This is a genomic window from Shewanella sp. ANA-3 (genome assembly GCF_000203935.1).
Classification (GTDB): Bacteria; Pseudomonadota; Gammaproteobacteria; order Enterobacterales; family Shewanellaceae; genus Shewanella.
This window is the reverse complement of sequence record NC_008577.1, coordinates 1,718,689-1,741,292: the sequence shown is the minus strand read 5'-3', so window position 1 is coordinate 1,741,292 and position 22,604 is coordinate 1,718,689. Positions and strand designations below refer to the sequence as shown.

Here is a 22,604-nt window from a genome sequence, read left to right as displayed (position 1 = left end):
AAATATTGCGGCGAACGAAACGAAGATAGGCGGCAATGGCAGCGAAAGTGAATGGGCTAAATGGATTGCTCGCGACGCATGGGCATGCGTCGCGATGAAGAAGCGTCTACCTAGAGTAATAATTGATCGGCCACAAAGGGGTTGTGTTCGCGCTCTTCCCCAAAGGTCGACATAGGACCATGGCCAGGAATAAATTCCACATCCGCCCCTAAAGGCCAGAGTTTAGTGGTAATGGATTGGATTAAATCCTGATGATTAGATTGCGGAAAATCCGTACGGCCAATCGAGCTCCTAAACAGAATATCGCCCACCCAAGCCAGATGCGCGTCCGCAGAATAAAATGCCACGTGTCCCGGAGTATGCCCAGGGCAATGCAACACTTTTAAGCTTTGCTCACCCACAGTGACTACATCGCCATCCTGCAAATATTGCTCTGGCTCAAAGGCATCACAGTGGGGAAACCCAAAGTTTTGGCTCTGCTTGGGCAGATTATCAATCCAAAACTTATCCGCTACATGGGGGCCCACTATGGGCACATTTGTTTGCTGGGCTAATGATTTAGCGCCACCCACATGATCAATATGACCATGAGTGAGTAAGATTTTTTGGAGGGTGAGCCCCAATTTGTTCATTTCGCCTAGAATACGGTCGACATTCCCTCCCGGATCGACAACCGCAGCACGCTTCGTTTTTTCACACCAGATCAAGCTGCAATTCTGCTGGAAAGGTGTCACAGGAATAATTTGGTACTTCATAGCTTCAATCTCGTGTTATCCATAGCCGATAGATTACGCTAAGAGGCTTATCATGGCTCAAATTTTTACAATAAAAATTGATCTTGACCAAAGGCGAATCAAATAATCCTAACTTGCGACAACAGGGCTTTTGTATACAATCTGCCATAAACAACAGACCCTACCCTTAAGGTTAATTGATGAAACCCGATATGATGCTCGCCGGTGTCCTCGCCAAAAAACACACATTCAACCTGCCACTTGATTATCAACAACCGATTGGTGAACAGATCAGTGTGTTCGCGCGGGAGCTCTGCGCCATTGAAAATAAAGATAAAAAACTACCTTATATCGTCTTTTTTCAGGGTGGCCCCGGCTTTGCTGCCATGCGCCCAGCGAATAACAGCGGTTGGATCCGCCGCGCACTCAAAGAGTTTAGAGTATTATTGCTCGACCAACGGGGAACTGGGCTTTCTAGCCCCATTAATTACCAAAGCCTCGGGCACTTAACGCCTGAACAGCAGGCCGATTATTTAAGCCATTTTAGGGCCGACAATATCGTCCGCGATGCCGAATCAATTCGCGCCCAGCTCTGCCCCGCCGACAAGTGGGCGATTCTAGGTCAAAGCTTTGGTGGTTTCTGCGTGCTTCATTATTTAAGCGCCGCGCCTCAGGGCGTGAGTGAAGCCTATATCACCGGCGGCATTCCTTCCCTTACGCGCAGCAGTGATGAAGTCTATCAGGCTACCTATCAGCGCGTACTCGCCAAGAATAAAGACTTCTTCCAGCGCTTCCACGATGCGCAGCATCTCGTGACACGCCTCACCAAACATTTACTCGAGCACCCAGTGCAGTTAGCCACGGGCGAGCGCCTCACGGTTGAAATGTTGCAGCTGCTCGGCATTAACTTGGGCATGGAGCAAGGCCCAGAGTCGGTTTACTATTTGCTTGAACAAGCACTAGTGCACTCGCCCCAAGGTGATTATGTCAACCCACTGTTTTTAAATCATTTCGGCCAATTGCTCGACTATAACACCAACCCAATTTTTGCCCTGTTACACGAGGCCATCTACTGCCAACACAGTGCGTCACAGTGGTCTGCCCATAGGGTGCGTGAACAGTATCCGGCCTTTAACTATCAAGTCGGTAAGCCTTTCCTGTTTACTGGCGAGATGATTTACCCTTGGATGTTTGAGCAATTTAGCCATTTAGCCCCACTCCAAGCCGCGGCCAATCTCCTTGCCCATAAAACGGACTGGCCGGCGTTATACAATCTTGAGCAGCTCAGCCAGAACCGCGTCCCAGTTGCGGCCGCGATTTACAGCGAAGATATGTATGTCGAGATGGACTACAGCCTAGAAACCGCCAAACAAGTAGCTCATCTAAGATATTGGTTAACCTCGGAATATGAGCACAATGGCATTCGAATGGATGGCGAGCGGATCTTAGATAAGCTCATCAGTCTCAACCGCGGTGACAGCTTAAGATAAATGTTAATTTTAAGGGTTAATTAAGTAAAAGCTGTCATTGTGTGCTGGCTCCTCATCCATATGAGTGATTTTGGCTACAACATTCAACGACCAATTTTCCGTAAGAGTAATCCGTATTGGCTTACTCTTTTTTTTGCCTAAAAAAATGCACTCAACCGGGTTGAGTGCATGACAAAGATAGTCAAAAAAAGCAGGGGAGCGAGTTTCTAATCGAGATGAAATTAACGTTTCATCTGAGGATAAGTAAATTCATGGCATTGATTGCAATAGACTTTACTTTCTTTGTGTTCCTGATGGCAGTAAGTACATGGCAGATCAGTGCCGTAGTGCAGACTGTCATGAGGATTAGGCTCAACCGAATGGCCCGCATCGGCTGGACGCTCAGTCAGCTTAGCCACCTCCTCAGGTGAACCATGGCAACTACTGCAACTCGCTGCATCGGGAACGGTTTTACGTTTTGCATCACCGTGGCATGCCGCGCAATCGACTTTACCATCGGCTCCTGTCATCACCTCTTTATGGTAATCCTTGATATTCAATGCATTAGCGGCCATAGGCGTTGCCAGCACGACACCGAGTAATAGAATAAATACGGGTTTTAACATCAGAGTCTTCCTAGGCGGGGCATCGCGCCCCGCATCGTAGATTAATAGTTTGCAATAAAGTCAGTTGACGCTTGGATATCGGGGGTAAACGGACGGTCCTTGGCGACAAAAGGCACTTTTTCACGGTAGGCCTTGTACATGGCTTGCGTGGCCTTGCCGAGTTGTAGCTCTGGGTGAGCTTGCTTACGTAAATCAATCGCTTGAGTAGAGTGCAACAGTTCTAAACCGTAGATGACTCGGGTGTTATCCACGATTTGGATCAGGTTATCCGACGCCAACTTAAGGTTAGTGAAGGTATCTTCAATCCCGCCGGCGATAGAGATCCCATCGAAGGAGACTGGCGTGGCTAACTGCTTATTGCGCACTTGCATATCCACAAAGGCTTTTTGAATCGCACCGAAGGCATGGCCTTGATTCTCCGGAGCACTCAGGAAGCGCGTCAGCTTAGTAAAGTGCTCATCGGACAGATGAATGGTACGCATCACACTGTTATGGGACACATGGGTCAGGGCCACACTCAGGTTTTGCACCGCGAGTGCCACAGGCAGCGGCTCAAAGTTTGTGGTAGGGAACACACCGCCCTGCCCTTCGACCAAATATTTAGCCACTTGTGGGAACTGGGCATACTGGTTCGACGCGCCCACAATCACGGCTGGGTTATCGTCCGAATGGTTGATTTGGATATTGATCACTTCAACTAATGAAGCTAGGGCCTGCTCGGCGCCTGCAAAGGTGTAAGCCGTGGTTCTAAAGCTTAATGGATCCTGTAATGGACGCTCATCGTTAAGCTGCCATAAATAGCTACCATCGAGCTGCTTGAGAATGTCACTGGTGGCCGATTTAATGTAAGGGAACGGCCGAATGTCGTTGGTTTGCGGCAAGAATGGCGCCACGTTACCGTTTAATCCCTCAAGGCTTAAGCCAAAGACGGTGGGCGATACGGACAACAATTGCTTCGCCTCACGGTAACCTTGCATGGCATAGGCGACTGCAAAGGCATTGTTAGACAAAATCGATAGCGCGTCTTTCCCCATAGGCGCTAAGGGCGTGATCCCCGCATCTGCCATCGCCTCTTTACTGCTCACACGCTGACCTTTGTAGAACACCTCCCATTCACCAATCATGGCTAAACCGACATGGGATGACAGCAGAATATCCGCTTCACCTACCGTGCCCTTGGCTGGGATCACAGGGGTCAGTCCCTGATTAAGATAGGCTTCATAAAGCTCGGCCACCACAGGTTGCACACCGGTTTGTCCGGCCAACATGGTATTTAACCGCACGGCTAAGGCTAAGCGTGTTAAGCGGATGGGCGCGGCTTCACCGACACCGGCACTGTGGGCACGCAGGGTGCTGAGGTTAAAGCTTCGAGAGGCGTCGAGCACGGCATCACTCAACTTACCGTTAGCATCGAACAGCTTGTGATCTTTGTTTAGCCCAACGCCCACGGTTAAGCCATACACAGGTTTGCCCAGACGCGCCGCTTCCATCAGTAGTGCGTTGGCTTTCACGAGTTGGGTCTTGGCCTGAGGTGCAATCTTCACTTTTGCACCATCGGCAATTGCCCAGGCTTGGTCTTGGGTTAAATGTTTACCATCGAGTACAACTTGCTCCATCGCGAGCGCGCTGCCTGAAAGTAGACTCAAGGTGAGTGAGGCCATCAATATGGATTTATTCATTATCATTCTCCAACATTTTATTATTTTTGATAAAAACTAAACTTGCTTGAGCGTCACAGCACTCGCCGCGGCGCAGTTACGACCGGCATTACGCCCAGTGACAACCCCTTCGGCCACAGCACAGGCGCCTAAACGGCTGGCACCATGGATACCGCCCGTGGCTTCGCCTGCGGCATATAATCCGGGAATGGCTTTATTACTGACCAAATGCAGCACTTCGGATTGGGTATTCACCTTCACGCCGCCCATGCAGTAATGCACCTTCGGCCACATGCGCACCGCATACCAAGGCCCTTTATCGAGCACTATCGCCTCCTGCATAGGGCGGTCGAACTCTTTATCTACCCCTGTTTTTACCGCTTCATTCCAACGCGCCACCTGCGCCTTTAATGCCTTAGCTGGCATGCCGTAAATCGTGGCCAGTTCGTCTAAGGTCTCGGCCTTGCTGATGACCTTGTATTTCAGACCCCAATCTAAGGTCTGTGCCTTACTGGCTCCGGCAGCATTAGTAAAACCAATGGGATAGACAGGCTGTCCTTTCTCATCCCGTCGGGTCATGATGGCGTCTGCACGGGCTTTACGGTCGGCTAATTCATTGAAGAAACGCTCTCCGGTGCGCACATCCACCACAATGCCGTGGGGATAGGTGGCGATAGTGTTGAACTGGGAAGCCGTGCCAAAGCCCTTCTCGTCGGGGGATGCCCATGGGCCAAGCTGAATTTGGTCTAAATGAATGGGATTGGCCCCAATGAGCATCATCTGCTTGAGCGCTTCAGAGGTAGCACCTGCATGGTTGGTTGAATCTAAATCACTATTTAACTCAGGTAATTGCATCATGCGGTATTCAATATCGCGACCAAAACCGCCAGTCGCCATAATCACGCCACGGCGCGCACCGATTCTAGATATTTTACCCGTGCGCTCATTGGGAAAATAAAAACCTTCGCGAACTTCGACACCGATCACCCGTCCGGCCTCATCTTGTACAAAGCCTTCGAGCTTGGTCTGATTTTTCATGATGACGCCCTTGTCTCGGGCAGCTTTAATTAGGGGGCGAATAATGCCAGCGCCTGAACTTTCAACGGTTTGTAGCACTCGTTGTACCGAGTGGCCGCCAAAGTGCTGTACAAAAGGTTTCCAGTTCACGCCGTAATCGATCAGCCACTGGCAGGATTCTGCGGTGCCGTTACATACCAGTTTGAGCATTTCCACATCGTTCATGCCGCGACCAGCCCGCAGCATGTCCGCCACCATGGCATCGACCGAATCTTCAATCCCTGCCTGCTTTTGTAGGGCAGAACCTGCTACCGCCATCGCGCCGCCGTTGATGGTCGAGTTGCCACCAAACACGGGCATCTTATCGATAACCATCACGCTCACGCCGGCTTCTCTGGCCTGCAACGCCGCAGACATGCCCGCAAAACCGCTGCCTACCACGAGCACATCGACAATTTCATCGAAGTTAATAGGAGCCAAGTCACAGCTGGCAGAGCTAGGCAACGCGATACTCGCCCCGAGCCCTGCGGCCATGACCATACCGCCCTTTAATAATTGTCGACGCCCCGAATTAATACCTTGGGTTTTACTCATGCTGATTTCCTTCAATAATCATTGGAACTTGTCAGCGTGAAAGTGCAGATGCTGTGCCAAGCACCTAAAAAGAGGTATTTATGCGGTGAACTTTGATTGCAGGCACAAAATCACGAAATATAAAGATCTACAATCACGATACTTAGTGATTAACTTGAAATATCAATGGAAAAACACTTCTATTACGAATCAACCCTAAGACTCTGTAGCAGTCTGCAGCTCGAAAAATCGTTGCACAGTTACTTCGAGTTTATTCGGAATGAACTGCCTATTGACGGGCTATTTGTGAATATTTTTCGCAAACAATTTAATGATATACAGTTTATCGCCCATGTTGATGATAGCCATTGCTGCACGTTAGATAAGCGCATCCAAATTCCTGAGAAGATGGCGCAATACTTAGAAGATCCCGAGCGACCAAGGGTTAGAATTGTTAACGACATAGAGCATGATCCTGTCACCTCTTTAGTCGCACCACAGGTGATTAAAGACATTCGCTCGGTGATTATTCTGCGAATGTCGATAGAAAATACCCACCTTGGGATAGTTGGCTTTTATGCCAAAAGCACTGGAGTGTTTAGGCCCCGCCATGCCGACTTAATCGCGCCGCATATGCAAAACCTAGCACTGATCACGGCGCTGAATTTAAGGGATCGCAACTTACTCAAAGAGAACGAAGCGCTCTCGAAGCAAAACGTGAGTCTGCGTCGTACCTTAGATATTCAAAATGGCGTGGTTGGCGCCAATTCTGGCCTGAAACAGGTCATGCAACAGGTGCAATCTATCGCCAAAATCAACACCACAGTGTTAATGCTTGGGGAAACGGGCTGCGGCAAGGAAGTCATCGCCAACGCCATTCACGAATTGTCGGAGCGCTCGGGTAAGCCTTTTATCAAGGTAAACTGCGGCGCCATCCCAGATACCTTGATTGACTCCGAGCTTTTTGGTTATGAAAAAGGCGCATTTACCGGCGCCGATTCGCGCAAAGTTGGCTACTTCGAGCAGGCCAACGGCGGCACCATTTTCTTAGATGAGATAGGGGAATTGCCGCTTTCGGCTCAAGTTCGACTACTTAGGGTACTGCAAAATAGTTGTATCACCCGCGTTGGCGGTCACGATGCGGTTCAGCTCGATATTCGTATTGTGGCCGCAACCCACAGAAACCTTCAGGCCATGGTGCACAGAGAAGTGTTTCGCGAGGATCTCTGGTATCGGCTGGCGATTTTCCCCATCGAGATCCCATCACTCAGACAAAGACGCACAGATATACCTCTGCTGGTACAACATTTTATCGAGCAGCTCAGTGCCAAATTCAATTTACCGCAGCTGCCAAGAATCGCCCCAGAACAACTGAATATTCTCAACCAATATGGTTGGCCAGGGAATGTGCGCGAACTCATTAATGTGCTCGAGCGCGCCATCATTCAGCACCCTGCAGGGCCGCTGGATTTTAGTTTTCTAGCACCAAAGAGCCTCGAAGCCGTTAAAACGCCATCCAATCAAACCGTGATTATCGATCCAAGTCATGCCAGCGATAAGCTGGTGCCGCTGGAAGTGATGACCAAAAAATACATCAGCCATGCCTTAAGGATCACGGGGGGTAAACTCTATGGCCCAGGCGGCGCCGCCGAGTTGCTGGATATCAATGCCAATACCCTGCGCAGTAAAATGAAGAAGTTAGGGATTGTGTAATGCATTGATAAGAAATGGATAGTTATGGAAAAGGCCACAATATGTGGCCTTTGCTTTATGTGCTTTTTTAGCGCAATCAGTCGTCGAACTTAGAAGAAATAACGAATACCAACGGCATAGTTGTTATCCTGCAGATCTTCGTAGGCTTTATCGTCCATATCGCTGAAATCGATTTTGGCTTCAGCATACATAATAGTGTCGCGGCTATAACGATAATGCAGGCCTAACACGGCAAATTGGCGGGTCCATTTACCTTGGATGACGGTGTTTTCATCGGTGTCCAAATCTTGGTAAGTCAGCAATAAGCTAGGTACGAATCCGTTATCGTAGTGATAGGCAACAATAAATTCGGCGCCAGTTGAGTCGTAGAGATCGCCACCCACTAACTCGTTTTGCTCACTCTTATGGGCGTTAAAACCGACATACAGGCCGTCGGCATCACGACCCGGCGCATATTGGTAGAAGCTGCCGTATTGGGCGCCGATACCGATGATTTGATTGGTATTATCGACGTCTTTACCCGCAAGATTGCCGGTGAAGTCACCGCGGTTAAAGCCCGCTAACACCTTAAATTTGTCGGTGAAATAGTAAGTAGCACTCGCACCATAGCTAGGATCGAAGCTCAGCTCAGACCCATCGTTTAAGGCGTTTCCTAAATTGTCATAGAGCGCCACATCGCTATTTTGCTTAGAGGCGTATTGCACCGCGATATGCAGATTGCCAAAGGTATTACGGTATTGCAGCGCTGCATCGGCACGCCCCGCGCCAGTGAGGCCGCCATCGCCAAAGGTATAAGCACCGACAGACCAGCCGGTAAAGGCATTGAGCACGTCAGTGGTGTAAGCCACATCATAATAAGCCCCCCACTGCTTACCAAAGGTGAGCGAGCCCCATTTGTCGTGCGACATGCCGACATAACCTAAACGGTTAAAGAGGAAATCTGAGGTTTTTGAAGCCGATAACTGACCACCACCTTGACCTTGGGTATAGATCAGGCCATCGTCACTGGTGACCATGTTAATGCCCCATTCGGTATGGGCAAAGGAGCGCCAACCATTTTTCTCTTGGCGGTCGAAACGAAATCCCACGCGGGAAAAGTTATCAATTACTGAAGTTTCGTGGCCATCGTTTAACGCCGCAAAGCCTAGCCAGCCCATCATATTGACGCTATTGGTTTGATCGTTATACAGCTCGACCGCTTGCGTTGTACCAGACAACAGCACCGCAGGGATCATCACTGCTAGCAATTTCTTTTTCATATCATCTACACCTTTTAATTCAGCTAAATCATAAATAATCATATGATTTAATTGGCTTATTATATTCTCCAGCCAACACACAGCAGTTTGCATGCCACGGCGCTGAAAAGCTGAATTTGAAGGTGTTTTTTAGAAGTGGATCCGCCAATCACGAAATATCGTGATTGGCGGTAATTAAATATCGCGGAATAAATTAAATATCGTTACCAAATCCCGTGGTTTAGCGACAGTTTGATCACATATGTGTCATCAAGCTTGGGCAGGCACTTTGCTCGTTCGCCGCCTAGGGGCAGTCGGTTTAGCTGTCGTGGAGGTAGAAGATGCTGCGGCCGAATTGCTAGCATTCCCTTTTTTAGCGCCCGTTCCGGCTTTTTTCCCGCCTGCAGCGCCTCTGGTTCCGGCTTTTCGATAACCGGACTTTTTAGTCGCGGCACGCTTAAAGCCCTGCCCTTTTAAGCCATTGAGGGCTGAGGGTAATTGAGCGCCTGCATTTTCGATTAAGTTATTTAGCGTCCCCAGCAGTGGCTGCATAAACCCGTGATATGAGATTTCTTTATGGCAGATACCGTTTAGGCTTGCCTCCCACAGCGCCGTCATATCGGGTGTCGTGGCGCTAATGGGTAAACTATTGATTAAACCCTTGCCTATCTCAGTGGCCACAATCGACTTCCCCTGACGCTGAATAAAGCCTCGCTTAAACAGCAGCTCAATAATGCCTGCGCGAGTCGCTTCCGTACCTAAGCCATCGGTTTCCTTTAAAATTTTGCGGATCTCGGGATCTGTCACATAACGGTTAATCCCTGTCATAGCACTCAGCAAGGTCGCATCGGTAAAGGCTTTGGGGGGTTGAGTTTGCTTCTCGACTAATTCACCTTGGTGACAATGAAGCACTTGCCCTAAGGTAAGCGGCGGTAGTTGACCAACATATTCTCCTTCCTCTGCGTCCTTATCGCCTTGCGCAAAACTCGCTGCGGATGATGCGTCTTTTCGTTCGTTCTCTTCTCTGGCAAACAGTTGTTTCCAACCGAGGGACTTATCCTGTTTTGCCTTAGTTTTAAAAAGACCACCTTCGATCGTCACCTCGACCGCAGTTTCACTGTAGCAATAGGCGGGGTAAAACTGTGCCAAATACTGGCGAGCAATATGCAGATAAAGCTGTCTTTCCCGCTGGCTTAAACCAGCTAGATTGGGCTGTTTTTCCGTTGGAATAATGGCGTGATGGGCATCGACTTTTTTATCATCCCACGCCTTAGATTTAAGCCGAGGATTCGGCGCCTCAGCGTGTGCGACTAACTCGGGCGCACCACCCATGATGGCCGCTAATACCCCGCTTGCAAGCGCATGCTGCTCTGTGGGCAAATAACGGCTGTCTGAGCGTGGATAGGTGATTAGCTTATGGCGCTCGTATAAGCTCTGGCAGGTATCGAGCACGTCCTTCGCGCTCATACCAAAGCGCTTGGCGGCATCGATTTGCAGCGCCGATAAACTGTAGGGTAAAGGCGGATTCTGCTGCTTATCCTTAGTGCTTAACTGGGTTACTTTGGCGGGTTTATCGGTGATCCGCCGCACCACATTTTGCGCTAAGCCCTTAGCGAGCACGCGCCCTTCCTCATCCATATAGGGTAAACAAGCTTCACTGGGTTGCCACTTCGCCGTAAAAGTCTGATCTTTGTCCGTCACTAAGTGAGCCAGAACCTCATAAAAAGGCTTAGATTGAAAGTTCGCGATTTCTTCATCGCGGCGCACGATAAGCCCAAGCAGTGGTGTCTGTACTCGACCGACCGATAGTACGCCTTGATAGCCGACCTTTTTCCCTTGAATAGTGTAGGCCCGAGTCATATTCATGCCATAGAGCCAATCGGCGCGGCTTCGGGCAAGTGCCGAAGTCGACAAAGGAATAAACTCACGGTTACTGCGTAGCTGCGACAGGGCACGTTTCACCGCCTGCGGGTTTAAGTCACTGATAAGGAGTCGCTGCGTTTGCTGTAATTTATCGCCCGTCACGCCCAAATAGGCGATCACTTCATCAACCAATAGCTGCCCTTCACGGTCGGGATCGCCAGCGTTCACTAGCGTATCGGCCTGTTTAACCAGTTTTTTAAGTACTGTGAGTTGGCTTCGGGTCGCGGCCTTAGGTTTAAGCTGCCACTTCTCGGGCACTATGGGTAAATGCTCAAACTTCCACGATTTAAACTCGGGATTATAGGCATCGGGCTCGGCCTGTTCGAGCAAGTGCCCCACACACCAAGACACACAGTTGCCCTGGGCGTCTTCAATAAACCCGTCACCTTTTTTGTGGGGTTTAGGCAGCACATCGGCAATTGCACGCCCAAGGCTTGGTTTTTCAGCAATATAGAGGATCATATCTACATTAAACACTGGATATAATTACAGTGTAATTTAGCCCAAAGCAGACAAGAGTGCAAACCGCCGTTTTATCTTGATGGCCGATTTAACTCGCTCTGCGGCAATGGAACACTAAAGCTGTGTAAATTTAGTTGAGAATAATTCTCATCTAAAACTAAAATCCCTTGCATCGGTTACGAGGAATTGAGAAAAAGAGATGAATACACTGACCTTACCAAGCCCTACACCCCCCGTCTTTAAGCCTGCGCTTGCCTTAAGATTCAATCAATTAGTGATCTTCCACAGCCTGTTATTGCTGGCGTTAAGTCTACTTTGTGAAATGGGGCTAAAAAGGCTTGGGCTTGAGACACCTTACCTTTCTTGGGGAGTTTTCCTGTATTTGCCCGTGGCAGTAAGCCTATCTTTGCTATTAAAACATAGGGTTAGCCGACGCAGTCTGGTATGGCTTTTCGGACTATGGATGCTGTTATGGCTGGTAATGTAAGCCCCGTTTTTAAGCCTTGCACTGATACCCACACCTACATCCGCTTCGGCAAAAATAAAGAGTGCCGCCCCAAACACCTTGCCCCGCCTTTACTCCTACATCCCGACTGTCAAACTCAGTTAGTAATCTAGTCAGTTAACGCACCGCTAAACCCCTGCTCAGTAAAGCCACCAAATAAAGAACGTTAAATTATCAATTATTTAACAACTTTAGCTATGAAGCGGCTCAAAAAGCCGTTATGTTGAAGCTCTTGGGCGTGCGCACACGTCTTAACCTTAGGCCAAATTGGCCGTTTAGTACCCAAACTTACAAGCAAATATCTTAAAAACTCTGCAAAAACAACAGAATATTGGAGTTAAATTATATGAATGAGATTGTTAATGCGGTCAACAATATCGTTTGGAGCCCCGCACTCGTTTATCTTTGCCTCGGTGTAGGACTCTTTTTCTCCCTGCGCTCACGTTTCCTACAGTTACGCCATTTACCCGAAATGATCCGTTTAATGTTTGATGGTAAGAGCACTGATGCTGGTGTGTCTTCCTTCCAAGCCTTAGCCATGACTTTAGCAGGTCGTGTGGGAACCGGAAACATTGCCGGTGTCGCCACGGCGATTACCTTCGGCGGTCCGGGGGCATTGTTTTGGATGTGGATGGTAGCGTTTCTTGGCGCCAGCTCCGCATTCGTCGAATCCACCTTAGGCCAAGTCTACAAAGAAAAAATCAATGGAGAGTATCGCGGCGGCCCCGCCTTTTACATTGAAAAAGGCTTAGGCATGAAGTGGTACGCTTGGACATTTGCCATTGCGACCATTTTTGCCTGCGGAATTTTACTGCCTGGCGTGCAAGCCAACTCGATTGGTTCGAGCCTAAAAACCGCCTTCGATATCGACCCTAACGTCACCGCCGCTATCCTCGCTATGCTGTTAGGGTTCATTATCTTTGGTGGCGTAAAACGTATTGCCCACTTTGCCAGTACCGTAGTGCCCTTTATGGCACTGGGTTATATCATTGTCGCCTGCGTGATTATTGCCCTTAACATTGGTCAGCTGCCCGATATTATTATGTTGATCCTAAAAAGTGCCTTCGGACTCGATGCGGGCTTTGGTGCGATTTTGGGTCTTGCGATTATGTGGGGGGTAAAACGTGGTATTTACTCAAACGAAGCGGGCCAAGGTACTGGGCCGCACGCTTCTTCTGCCGCCGCCGTGAGCCACCCTGCCAAACAAGGTTTAGTGCAAGCCTTCTCAGTGTATGTCGATACCCTATTTGTCTGTTCAGCTACCGGCTTTATGCTACTGATCACGGGTTTGTATAATGTGCAGGGCCCAGATGGCGCCGCGCTGTATACTGGGATTGCGGGCGTCGCAGCAGGCCCAGGTTATGTGCAAACCGCAATGGAAAGCATGATGCCAGGCTTTGGTAATATGTTCGTTGCCGTCGCGCTGTTCTTCTTCGCCTTCACCACCATTGTGGCCTACTACTATATCGCCGAAACCAACATAGCCTATATCAATCGCAAGGCGAATCGTCCTTGGCTCACAGTGGTGCTGAAAGTGGTGCTGATGGCATCAACTGTTTATGGCACAGTGAAAACCGCCGATTTGGCCTGGGGCATGGGTGACATTGGTGTGGGACTGATGGCATGGCTAAACATCATCGCCATTATTCTGCTGCAACGCATCGCCTTTACTTGCCTGAAGGATTATGAGTCGCAACAGAAACAAGGGGTTGAGCCGTTGTTCGATCCTGAAAAACTCGGTATTCCCCACGCAGACTATTGGGTTGAACGCAAAAATGCGCAGGATGAACTAGCGCAGAGTCAATCCAGCGAGACTCCTAAAATCTCCTAAGGATTGCAGCTCCCAATAAAAAAGCCAGTGACTTATCACTGGCTTTTTTATTGTGCATTTTAAAGTGTGCCCACTTAACGCCAAGCACACTCTTTTATCTTAAGAATTTCATCTTAAGAATTTCGTCTTATGGATGGCAAACGTTGTGTAACTCTAAGTTAGTGCCAATGTCTTTATTACGGTCGGCCTTGGCATCGTCGTTACGTAACTGAGTTAAGTGGTCGAGGTAAGATTGGTCAACATCGTTAGTGATGTAGTGACCGTCGAACACTGAGGTTTCGAAACGTTTGATCTCTGGGTTTTCCATTCTCACCGCTTCAACCAGATCCGGCAGATTTTGGAAGATAATGCCATCGGCGCCAATCAGCTTAGCAATTTCATCGGCATCACGACCGTGGGCAATCAGCTCATTCGAGGTTGGCATATCGATACCATAAACGTTCGGGAAACGGATTTCCGGTGCCGCCGAGGCAAAGTACACTTTCTTAGCACCCGCTTCACGCGCCATCTCAATGATTTGCTCCGACGTGGTACCACGCACGATAGAGTCATCGACTAACAAAACGTTCTTACCTTTAAACTCAGTGTTGATGGCATTGAGTTTACGGCGTACCGATTTTTTACGCTCCTGTTGACCAGGCATAATAAAGGTGCGGCCGATATAACGGTTCTTCACAAAACCTTGGCGGTAAGGTAAGTCCATGCAACGGGCGATTTCTAATGCGATATCGCATGAGGTTTCAGGAATAGGGATCACCACGTCGATATCATGGTCGTACCATTCTTTTTTGATCTTTTCACCGAGCTTAGCCCCCATGTTTACGCGGCTGGCGTAAACAGAGACGTTGTCGATAGTCGAATCTGGACGGGCAAAATACACGAATTCGAAGATACAAGGTGAGTAGCTTGGCTCTTTCGCGCATTGGCGAGTGTAAAGCTGGCCATCGAGAGAGATATAAATCGCTTCGCCTGGCGCCACATCACGCATCACTTCAAAACCCACGGCATCGAGGGCCACGCTCTCAGAGGCCACCATGTACTCAGTACCGGTTGGGGTTTCGTGCTTACCTAATACCAGTGGACGAATACCGAATGGATCGCGAAATGCCACCAGACCTTGACCGATAATCATGGCCACAACCGCATAGGCGCCACGGGCTTGCTCGTGCACTTTGGCGATAGTGTCGAACACTTCGTCAGGCGTCAGCATTAAGCTAGTGGTTTTTTGCAGCTCATCGGCCAGCAGGTTTAATAATACTTCTGAGTCGGATGTGGTGTTCACATGGCGACGTTTTTTGATCAGGCCTTCAGCTAATTCAACCGTGTTGGTTAAGTTACCGTTATGGGCTAATGAAATCCCAAATGGCGAGTTAACATAGAAAGGCTGCGCTTCTGACGCGCTGGAACTGCCTGCAGTAGGATAACGTACGTGGCCAATACCTGCATTGCCCTGTAGGCGTTGCATGTGTTTGACTTCAAATACATCTTTGACCAGACCATTGGCTTTACGTAGTCTGAAAGCACCACGATCAACGGTCACAATACCTGCCGCATCCTGACCTCTGTGTTGAAGCACGGTCAGTGCGTCATAAATGGTCTGATTAACCGATGATTGGCCAACTATTCCGACGATACCACACATGGGTAAGCTTCCTCATTGTAAGATGTTCTATGCCCTTTCATGTTGAAATATAAGTAAAAGACGAAGTAAATCCCCAGCCATACGGCTTAAGTGCTTCATCTCAGTGTTGAGTCAGTGGCCTTAGGCTTCGGACTCAACCTTACTTATCCTCCATCACTTAGGATAAATTTATTGTCTTTTTTATAGTTTGGGTACAAAGCTGGAGGTGTTTTCCAAATAGTGAAAGAACCATTGGATCACAACGCCAAATTCGGGCACTAGTACAGAGTCCTTCCACCATTGGGTGTTGGGTGAGCCTGTAAAAGCATCCATAAAAAACAGCAGCGCACTGACGATCAGCGCGCCCCTAATGGCACCGAAACACAGACCTAAGAGTCTGTCAGTGCCAGATAATCCGGTTTTAACCACTAGTTGCCCAATGATGTAATTGATGAGGGCGCCGAGTATTAAGGTGGTGATAAAAAGAATAGCAATGGAGACCCCATTGCGTAGCACCTCATCGTTCATTTGCGTGAGATAAACGGCGAGGTCTTGGTAAAATTGGCTGGCAACAAAGAAAGCCGCGAACCATACCACTAACGACATGGCTTCTTTGGCAAATCCACGGATCAGACTGATAAGAGTCGATAACCCGATAACGAAGATGATAGCGTAATCAATCCAAACCATTGAGATGGCTTTCCAGCATAGGCTTTAAGACGGCGCGATTCTACCAGAGACTGAAACGATTCTCACCCCTAGCGAGGTAAATAAATTATTTCAGTCCCTGCTGAATGGCATTAAGATTCCAAGGGATTAAAAGGCACAATCCGGCCTTTCAAACGGGTTAGAGTTTCAATTTCTTCCTGCATTTTCTTCAGCTTAGCTTCGGAAACATCGGGTCCCACAAACACTTTCGTCAATACGCCATCCTTAGGCGTGTCTGGAATTGTGTACGCCTTGTAACCACTTTTACGTAACTGCGCCACCAGCGCTTTTACGTTGGCGGCATTGCTAAATGCGCCTAGTTGCAGGGTAAGTCCAGGTTTTAATGAATCGCGGCTGACCACTTTAATGCCATCGTCTTTGGCAGGTTTTGCAGATTCTGTTTTCGCGGTTTCGGCTTTAGGCTTGTCCGTTTTCGCGACTACGGTTGGCTTGGTTTCTGGCTTTTTGGTTTCTGTTTTAGTTGGAGTCGGCTTTGGCGTCTCTTTCTTCGGTTCGGCCTTAGCGGTCTCGGTTTTCGCAGGCGCTTTCACCTCAGGCTTAGTTTCCGCTTTTGCCGTCTGTGGTTTGGCGGTCTCTTTCACCGCTTCCGACTTAGGCTCGACTTTTGCCGCAGGCGCGTCTTTGACATCAGTATTGACCGCCTGCGCTAACGCCGCCTCATCATTCGGAGAAGCCTCTTCGGGTAAAGCACCTTCGCCATCCACATCTTGGGTGGACAACACCTCAAACATATCATCGGCGTTTTGCTGCGCTATCGCGGCTGGACGCAGGGGAATTTCGGCAAATTGTTCCTCTTGACGCTCCTTCTTGCCATCTAAAATATCCGGCAGAAAAATCACCCCGAGGGCGACCAGCACCACAGTGCCGACTAATCGATTATGAAACTGGCTAGACAAAACGGTTATCCTGCTTAAAGAGAGACTTAAAACCTGCCACAGTGTAAAAGGAGCCAAACACAATTACCACATCATCGGGCTGAATTTGCGCTTTTAATGCCGTCCATGCCGCGGCGATATCGCCAAACTCATGGGCCTTAGTGTCTTGCGCTAAGGTTTGGCGCAGCAGGCTTGCATTCGCGCCGCGCTCCCCCTGTAAACTCACTAAGTACCAAGTATCGATTAAGGGCGAAATCACAGGCAATACGCCAGCAATGTCCTTATCCTTTAGCATGCCGCACAGGGCAAACACTCGCTTCCCCGTCACCATTGGCGTGAGCTGCTTGACTAAAAAGCGCGCCGCATGGGGATTGTGGGCCACATCGAGTAAAATCAGCGGCTGCTCGTTAACTTGCTCTAAACGCCCGGTTAAGCGCGCACTGCTGATGCCTTTGTCAATGATATCGGCGGTAATATGCGGCCAGCCATGCTCAACAATCGCAATCACAGTCGCGGCGTTCGGCAATGGCAGTGTCGGCAAACTCAGCTGCTTAAGGTTGAATACTTGGCCTTGGTAATCCCACGTCTGGCCATCTTGCTGATAACTAAACTCCTCGCCCACACGATAGAGCTTGGCGCCAACATCTTGGGCGACATCATTGACCGTATGGGGTAAGTTTGGCTCGCCGACAATCGCAGGGCGACCTTGGCGAAAAATGCCCGCCTTTTCACGGCCGACCAGCTCGCGGGTATTGCCCAAATAGGCCTCGTGGTCTAAATCGATGGACGTCACCACGCTGATATCGGCATCAATCATGTTGGTGGCATCCAAACGGCCGCCAAGACCGACTTCTAAGATCACCACATCCAACTTGGCCGCTTTAAACAGAATTAAGCCCGCCAAGGTGGCATATTCGAAGAAGGTCAGCGAAATCTCGCCGCGCGCTGCCTCAATTTGTTCAAAGGCAGCAACAAAGGCTTCATCGCTGGCGTCCTGACCGTTAATGCGCACCCTTTCGTTGTACTTGAGCATATGGGGCGAGCTGTAGACGCCCACCGTCAGACCAGATAAACGCAGGATATTCTCGAGCATGGCGCAGGTGGTGCCTTTACCATTGGTGCCCCCTACAGTGACCACTTTGCTAGGCCCGAGATCCAATAATTGCAGGCGCGCGGCAACCTTTGAAACCCGGGTTAATCCCATATCGATTTCGGTTGGGTGAATCGATAATAAATAATCTAACCATTGTGTCAGTGGCGCATTGGCACTCGGCACAGTTAAAGATGTCTGCTCTGTCGGGGCTGTGGTCATCTGTTCTTTCCTTCCTTCGATACGCGCTTCACTTAACGAGCAAAGCGGCGATTAATCCAGCATAAACAATGGCCCTAAAGCCAACTTAGGCAGTTGATACTGCTCGGGATACGTCACATCGACTAAATAGAGCCCATTGGGTTTAGCGGTGGCCGCCGCTTGATTTCTGTCTTTAAGGGCCAGTAAATCCGCCATCCAGGTCAATGGTTGGTTGCCTAGGCCGATTTCCAGCAGGGAGCCCACAATGTTACGCACCATATGGTGCAAGAAGGCGTTAGCAGAAATATCGACAATCACATACATCCCCTGACGCGTCACTTTAACGCTGTGCACATTGCGAAACGGGGTTTTCGATTGACATTGAATAGCGCGAAAACTGGTAAAGTCCTGCTCACCCAGCAACGCCTGCGCCGCAACATGCATTTTATCGGTGTCGATATCACCGTGGTAATGGCTCACGCCGTGACGTAGGATCCCGGGGCGAAAATTATGATTGTAAATCACATAGCGATAACGTCTGGCCGTGGCGGAAAAGCGGGCATGGAAAGTATCATCCACCTCTTTTGCCCAGCGAACGGCGATATTATCGGGCAAATTGGCATTCACCCCTAAGGTCCACGCGCCTTCGTTACGTATGGCATTAGTCTCGAAATGCACCACCTGCCCCGTTGCATGAACGCCGGCATCGGTTCGCCCCGCACAGAACAAGCTGATGGGTTCGTTCGCCACCTTAGATAAGGCTTGTTCTAATTGCCCTTGTACTGAATCGACTTCGGCCTGACGCTGCCAACCGAAATAACCACTTCCGTCATATTCAATACCTAATGCAATCCGCATCCACACATCCTCACAGTTAATTTAGCGGCGCATTTTATCACAGCAGCCCACAAAAAAAACGGCGCTCTGCGCGCCGTTAGTGTGAAATCAAGCCCCTTAAGGATTAACCCATCTCTTTAAGTAAACGGGCCGCTTCTTCTTGCTGACGCTCGTTACCGTCGATTTGGACTTCCCGTAGCAATGCTTTAGCACTGTCACTGTCATCGATTTCGATATAGGCACGGGCTAAATCGAGCTTGGCATTGACTGAATTTTCCTCATCGTCCACGTCGATCATGGCAGCATCGCCAATCAGCGCGCCCACATCACTCATCTCAACATCCATTTCGGGATAAAGATCTGTCTCAGTATTGTCTTGCTCAGCATCGTTAAGCAGTTTCTCGATATCGATATAACCATGCTCGTTTTGGAAGTTAGTTAAATCATGCTCTGGAACAAACTTCTTCGACTTGCGGGATTCCTGCGCATCGAGGGCGGCTAAGGCCTCATCGACGGTGAGCGTGTGTTCATCATCGAGGGCAAAGCTATCCTCAGGCGTTAATACCTCTTCCTCTTCGGGTTCGGTATTGGTGCTAAAGGCGGCAAGCACGCTGTCATCGCTTAAATCGACATCATCGGTATCGTCTTTTAAATCAAACTCGCGGCCCAAATCCAGCTCATCGTCGAGGTTAAACTCAGTGCTCGCAGCTGTATTTTTGGCATCAACCTCTGGTTTCGCATCTGGCGCAAACTCCAGCGGTTGACGTTTAGTGCCCTGCACTGGTACAGGATCTAAAGGCAAATCGGTTTCCGGTTTGACCAGCGTTTCCGCCTTAGGCGTAGGCGCAAAATTCAGTTCGGTATCCCAATCGAGCACATGGGGATCTTTAGTCTTATTGGCCTTTAAGTCATTGAAGAAAGATGACTCTTTTTCCTTCGCACTTGCTGCAGCCGCTACTGATGCGGCGACAGCGGCACCCGCCAGTGCCGGCGCGATATCGTCAGTATCTTCATCAAAGCCTGTAAACTTAGGTTCTGCGGCAGCGTTATCCGCACTGTCTTGGTTATCCGCAATCTCTTCGCTCAGCTCGAAAGTATCGTCTGTGCCATCAATGGCATGGGCGGCACCAATGCCCTTGAGTAAATCTTCTTCCTCGTCTTTTTCTTCTGGCTCGACATGCGTGGTTTCTAAGTCGAAGTTAAAGTCGTCGGCATCAGCCTCGGCTTGTTCTGGCACATCGAACTCGGCTAAGAGTGAATCGAGGTCGTCATCAGCCATCGACAGGTCTTCAGGTAATGCGGCTTCGAGTTCGGTGGCGATGTCATCGCGCTCAAGGGCGGCTTCAACTTGAGCCATATCCTCGGCCTCAGCATCGTCGGCTCCAGTAACGTCGGCAGCAGCCTCTTCGACGAGCGCTTCTTGCGTGTTAAAGCCTGCCAATAACTGGTCGAGGTCTTCATCGCTCGTTGGTAAGTCGGGAGCGAGTTCATCATCCAACTCGGCAGCAATCGCCGCGGCGACTTCAGGATCGGGCTGCGCGGGAGCATCAAAGCTGGCAAGAAGCGCATCGATATCATCGGATTCGCTTACGCCTATATCAGTTAAGTCATCATCGAGCTCGGCGGCAATTTCATCGCTTAAATCGGGTTCGGGCGCGGCGGGTTTATCAAAATCTGCCAGTAAAGCATCAATATCATCGGTTTGCGCGACGCCTAACTCGGCTAAGTCATCATCCAACTCGGCGGCAATTTCATCGCCGAGATCGTCAGCTGCTTCTGCTGGTGCCTGAGCATCATCGGTCAGTAAGGCATCAAGATCCTCATCGGCCGCTGTGGCAGGCTCGTTAACCTCGGGCTGGTTAAAGCCTGCGAGTAACGCATCGATATCATCGTCGGCTGGCGCTGCGTCGTTTTCAAGCTCAGAATCGAGTTCGGCGGCAATCGCGGCGGCTAAATCTTCATCCTCAGCGGCGGGCTCTGGTTCAGCAGGTAAATCGAAACCGGCTAATTCGTCGAGTTCGTCAAGCCCGGCAGCAGTGGCTTGAGCTTCCTGCGGGGTATCTTCTTCATCAGAGCCTAATCCAGCCAGCAGTGCATCGAGATCTTCTTCCTCCAGAATATTGCCGGATGCGGCTTTTTCTTCGGCAAAAGCTTCGGCTTCCTCTTGATCACCCATGGCCTCAGCCCAGAGATCGTCTAGAGACTGGCCTTCTTCCTCTTCAAACTGAGGTTCAGTGCTAACACCTGGGTCAATAAACATTTCTGATGCCATGTCCATCTGTTCATGGCTATCGGTCATTTCCTGCTCGGGTTGCAGGTCGACACTGCCGACATCGAGTAAACTGTCGATGGAATCGGCATGGTCAGTATCTAAATGCACCGCCATGTCGCTAAGATCATCATCGTCCATCGCCAGCACAGACGCACTCGCCACGCCAGCCGCACCCGCGGCCATCATAGCCGCCTGCTGCACTTCTAGCTCGCGGCGCTCTTTATTGCGTTTACGGCGTAATAGCCAGAAGACGAGGACCAGTAGCAATAATGCGGGGATCACCGCCGCCGCAACGAGGAGTAGCGGATTACTCATCAGGTTGCGCCACAGATCATCGGGCTCTGCTGGCATGGCAGGTTCGTCTGTTGTCGCGGTCTCTGGCGTTTGTGCAGCCTCAACCTCGGCTTTAAGGGCAAGGTTTTGCTTCTTGCTGGCCTGCAGAGTTTCTTCTAATACCGCAATCTGTTGATTTAATTCTTCAACCTTAGCTTTGAGTGTCTCAACATCGGTATTTCTCACCGCGAGTTGATCTTGCGCTCTGGCTAACTCGTCAGTCAGGGATAAATTCTTGCTCTCCGCCGCTTCGAGGCGTGCATTGATATCCGAGCTCACCATCTTAGGCGCGGTTGGCGTCGCAGCTACTTCCGCTTTAGTCACTGTTGCCGCTTCAGGCTTCACCTCGGCCTTAGGGGGCGTATCCACCTTAGGTTTAGGCTGTGCCACGGTCTGAGTCGGTGCAGCTGGCTTAGTCGCAGGTTTGGTTTCTACCCTAGGCGTGGCTTTAGCGCCAGAACGGGCCTGCTTATCGCTGCGTTCGGCGCGGGCAATGGCCAGACTATTGGGAATGGCGAGCATCACTTCTTTCGAAGGGATCAGCAAAATCATGCCACGTTCGAGGCTGTTATAACTGTCGGAGTTAAACGCATGGGGGTTAGCATCAAATACCGCGGCCATCACCTGATAAACACTGACGCTGGCATCGGGACGGACTTTTTGCGCAATGCTCCAGAAAGTGTCCTTAGAGGTCGTTGGTCCATATTGATGATTGACCTGACGGATCTGTCCGTCTGGCCCCATGATTTTTAAAGGTTTTATTTTGGGAGTATCAGCAGCTATCGCAGGATCAATAAAAGAGGTCGTGGAAGAAACAGCTAAAACGGTGGCCATCAGGCCCACAAGATACGAAGTGCGAAATTTCATCAATCCTTCCCTTTGAAGCGCTATTTAAGT

At 49.7% G+C, this 22,604-nt stretch carries 15 protein-coding genes; 3 read left to right on the top strand and 12 right to left on the bottom strand.

What is annotated here, in order from left to right:
- Window positions 1-110 precede the first annotated feature (110 nt).
- Window positions 111-755 carry an MBL fold metallo-hydrolase gene (locus tag SHEWANA3_RS07880; protein WP_011716550.1) on the bottom strand — a complete coding sequence of 215 codons (645 nt, stop codon included), beginning with the start codon at window positions 753-755 and terminating at the stop codon, window positions 111-113.
- 179 nt (window positions 756-934) lie between these two features.
- Here SHEWANA3_RS07880 and SHEWANA3_RS07875 point away from each other — a divergent pair, with 179 nt between their 5' ends.
- Window positions 935-2,224: an alpha/beta fold hydrolase gene (locus SHEWANA3_RS07875; RefSeq protein WP_011716549.1), complete on the top strand. Its 1,290-nt coding sequence runs from the start codon at window positions 935-937 to the stop codon at window positions 2,222-2,224.
- A 221-nt stretch (window positions 2,225-2,445) separates the two neighbouring features.
- Here the strand turns inward: SHEWANA3_RS07875 and SHEWANA3_RS07870 are convergent, their stop codons facing one another.
- The 3 genes from SHEWANA3_RS07870 to SHEWANA3_RS07860 are packed head-to-tail and all read right to left on the bottom strand — an operon-like array spanning window position 2,446 to window position 6,098.
- Window positions 2,446-2,829 carry a cytochrome c3 family protein gene (locus SHEWANA3_RS07870; RefSeq protein ID WP_011716548.1) on the bottom strand — a complete coding sequence of 128 codons (384 nt, stop codon included), beginning with the start codon at window positions 2,827-2,829 and terminating at the stop codon, window positions 2,446-2,448.
- 41 nt (window positions 2,830-2,870) lie between these two features.
- Complete coding sequence (locus SHEWANA3_RS07865; RefSeq protein WP_011716547.1) at window positions 2,871-4,508, bottom strand: aromatic amino acid ammonia-lyase; 1,638 nt, start codon at window positions 4,506-4,508, stop codon at window positions 2,871-2,873.
- A gap of 36 nt (window positions 4,509-4,544) precedes the next feature.
- A complete protein-coding gene (locus SHEWANA3_RS07860) occupies window positions 4,545-6,098 on the bottom strand; it encodes a flavocytochrome c (RefSeq protein ID WP_011716546.1) in 1,554 nt (517 codons plus the stop codon).
- Between the two features lie 165 nt (window positions 6,099-6,263).
- Here SHEWANA3_RS07860 and SHEWANA3_RS07855 point away from each other — a divergent pair, with 165 nt between their 5' ends.
- The gene (locus SHEWANA3_RS07855) at window positions 6,264-7,790 is read left to right on the top strand and encodes a sigma-54 dependent transcriptional regulator (RefSeq protein ID WP_011716545.1); all 1,527 of its coding nucleotides are present in this window, start codon (window positions 6,264-6,266) and stop codon (window positions 7,788-7,790) included.
- An 89-nt stretch (window positions 7,791-7,879) separates the two neighbouring features.
- Here SHEWANA3_RS07855 and SHEWANA3_RS07850 read toward each other — a convergent pair whose 3' ends face one another.
- Window positions 7,880-9,049, bottom strand: a complete 1,170-nt coding sequence (locus SHEWANA3_RS07850; RefSeq protein WP_011716544.1) for a porin — start codon at window positions 9,047-9,049, stop codon at window positions 7,880-7,882.
- Window positions 9,050-9,298: 249 nt separating this feature from the next.
- Window positions 9,299-11,413: a DNA topoisomerase III gene (locus SHEWANA3_RS07845; RefSeq protein ID WP_011716543.1), complete on the bottom strand. Its 2,115-nt coding sequence runs from the start codon at window positions 11,411-11,413 to the stop codon at window positions 9,299-9,301.
- A gap of 851 nt (window positions 11,414-12,264) precedes the next feature.
- Here SHEWANA3_RS07845 and SHEWANA3_RS07835 point away from each other — a divergent pair.
- A complete protein-coding gene (locus SHEWANA3_RS07835; protein ID WP_011716541.1) occupies window positions 12,265-13,749 on the top strand; it encodes an alanine/glycine:cation symporter family protein in 1,485 nt (494 codons plus the stop codon).
- A gap of 127 nt (window positions 13,750-13,876) precedes the next feature.
- Here the strand turns inward: SHEWANA3_RS07835 and purF are convergent, their stop codons facing one another.
- The 6 genes from purF to SHEWANA3_RS07805 form a co-directional block, all read right to left on the bottom strand.
- Window positions 13,877-15,391, bottom strand: coding sequence for an amidophosphoribosyltransferase (gene purF / locus SHEWANA3_RS07830; RefSeq protein WP_011716540.1), 1,515 nt, complete (start codon window positions 15,389-15,391; stop codon window positions 13,877-13,879).
- Window positions 15,392-15,571: 180 nt separating this feature from the next.
- Window positions 15,572-16,060, bottom strand: coding sequence for a CvpA family protein (locus SHEWANA3_RS07825; protein ID WP_011716539.1), 489 nt, complete (start codon window positions 16,058-16,060; stop codon window positions 15,572-15,574).
- A gap of 110 nt (window positions 16,061-16,170) precedes the next feature.
- Complete coding sequence (dedD, locus tag SHEWANA3_RS07820) at window positions 16,171-16,995, bottom strand: cell division protein DedD (protein ID WP_011716538.1); 825 nt, start codon at window positions 16,993-16,995, stop codon at window positions 16,171-16,173.
- Window positions 16,988-18,286 carry a bifunctional tetrahydrofolate synthase/dihydrofolate synthase gene (gene folC / locus SHEWANA3_RS07815; protein ID WP_011716537.1) on the bottom strand — a complete coding sequence of 433 codons (1,299 nt, stop codon included), beginning with the start codon at window positions 18,284-18,286 and terminating at the stop codon, window positions 16,988-16,990. The genes dedD and folC overlap by 8 nt, the downstream gene beginning before the upstream one ends.
- Before the next feature lie 51 nt (window positions 18,287-18,337).
- Window positions 18,338-19,123 (bottom strand): tRNA pseudouridine(38-40) synthase TruA, encoded by a 786-nt coding sequence (gene truA / locus SHEWANA3_RS07810; protein ID WP_011716536.1) that lies wholly within the window; start codon window positions 19,121-19,123, stop codon window positions 18,338-18,340.
- 103 nt (window positions 19,124-19,226) lie between these two features.
- The gene (locus tag SHEWANA3_RS07805; RefSeq protein WP_011716535.1) at window positions 19,227-22,574 is read right to left on the bottom strand and encodes a FimV/HubP family polar landmark protein; all 3,348 of its coding nucleotides are present in this window, start codon (window positions 22,572-22,574) and stop codon (window positions 19,227-19,229) included.
- Between the last annotated feature and the right edge of the window lie 30 nt (window positions 22,575-22,604).

Bases quoted from the DNA above. Each gene is read 5' to 3' on its own strand.
- SHEWANA3_RS07845 (WP_011716543.1), bottom strand. From the start codon at position 11,413: ATGATCCTCTATATTGCTGAAAAACCAAGCCTTGGGCGTGCAATTGCC.
- SHEWANA3_RS07850 (WP_011716544.1), bottom strand. From the start codon at position 9,049: ATGAAAAAGAAATTGCTAGCAGTGATGATCCCTGCGGTGCTGTTGTCT.
- SHEWANA3_RS07865 (WP_011716547.1), bottom strand. From the start codon at position 4,508: ATGAATAAATCCATATTGATGGCCTCACTCACCTTGAGTCTACTTTCA.
- SHEWANA3_RS07805 (WP_011716535.1), bottom strand. From the start codon at position 22,574: ATGAAATTTCGCACTTCGTATCTTGTGGGCCTGATGGCCACCGTTTTA.
- purF (WP_011716540.1), bottom strand. From the start codon at position 15,391: ATGTGTGGTATCGTCGGAATAGTTGGCCAATCATCGGTTAATCAGACC.
- SHEWANA3_RS07860 (WP_011716546.1), bottom strand. From the start codon at position 6,098: ATGAGTAAAACCCAAGGTATTAATTCGGGGCGTCGACAATTATTAAAG.
- SHEWANA3_RS07870 (WP_011716548.1), bottom strand. From the start codon at position 2,829: ATGTTAAAACCCGTATTTATTCTATTACTCGGTGTCGTGCTGGCAACG.
- SHEWANA3_RS07835 (WP_011716541.1), top strand. From the start codon at position 12,265: ATGAATGAGATTGTTAATGCGGTCAACAATATCGTTTGGAGCCCCGCA.
- SHEWANA3_RS07825 (WP_011716539.1), bottom strand. From the start codon at position 16,060: ATGGTTTGGATTGATTACGCTATCATCTTCGTTATCGGGTTATCGACT.
- folC (WP_011716537.1), bottom strand. From the start codon at position 18,286: ATGACCACAGCCCCGACAGAGCAGACATCTTTAACTGTGCCGAGTGCC.
- SHEWANA3_RS07875 (WP_011716549.1), top strand. From the start codon at position 935: ATGAAACCCGATATGATGCTCGCCGGTGTCCTCGCCAAAAAACACACA.
- SHEWANA3_RS07855 (WP_011716545.1), top strand. From the start codon at position 6,264: ATGGAAAAACACTTCTATTACGAATCAACCCTAAGACTCTGTAGCAGT.
- SHEWANA3_RS07880 (WP_011716550.1), bottom strand. From the start codon at position 755: ATGAAGTACCAAATTATTCCTGTGACACCTTTCCAGCAGAATTGCAGC.
- truA (WP_011716536.1), bottom strand. From the start codon at position 19,123: ATGCGGATTGCATTAGGTATTGAATATGACGGAAGTGGTTATTTCGGT.